Origin of the sequence: Pantoea sp. ANP04, from assembly GCF_041982285.1 — a bacterium.
Taxonomy (GTDB): domain Bacteria; phylum Pseudomonadota; class Gammaproteobacteria; order Enterobacterales; family Enterobacteriaceae; genus Pantoea; species Pantoea eucalypti.
In genome coordinates this window covers 1-513 of sequence record NZ_JAUTYS010000199.1, presented here as the reverse complement: position 1 = coordinate 513, position 513 = coordinate 1, and the positions used below count along the sequence as shown (strand labels likewise).

The window sequence follows — 513 nt, the reverse complement described above, 5'->3', positions numbered from 1 at the left end:
TGTCGAACATGCCGGCAACCATTGGCAACATTGGCCGCAGCGGGCCGATGAAGCGTCCTACCAGCAGACTGGCGATGCCGTAACGCTGAAAATAGGCTTCGGCGCCGTTGATCCATTCCGGATGATGGCGCAGTCCCGGCAGGCGCCGGATGCTTTGGTGAAAGTGACGCCCCAGCAGGTAGGACACCACGTCCCCGAGCAAACCGCCGAACAACCCCAGAAGCAGGGTTTCTCCCAGTGACAGCGCGCCGTTGCCCGCCAGCACGGCAATCGCGAACAGTAGCACCGTTCCCGGAACGATCAGGCCGGCAATGGCCAGGCACTCCACGCAGGCCACAATAAATACAGCGGCGGCCAGCCATTGCGGGTTGGTGGTCAGCCAGGCGGTCACGCTGTCGAGCCATGGGCCCATAATTTCAACTCCATTGTCAGTGTCTGGCGGGTACGGGGTTGCGCTAATCAGTCGAGGATCAGGTAGTCGCGACCTTCGACTTGGCCACGGCGCAGCGGGTT

At 62.0% G+C, this 513-nt stretch carries 1 protein-coding gene; it reads right to left on the bottom strand.

Features of this window, described 5'->3' with window-relative positions:
- Positions 1 to 412, bottom strand: a 412-nt coding sequence (locus tag Q7C21_RS23100; protein WP_375151255.1) for a DedA family protein, incomplete at its 3' end; no start/stop codon positions are given.
- Positions 413 to 513: the final 101 nt, after the last annotated feature.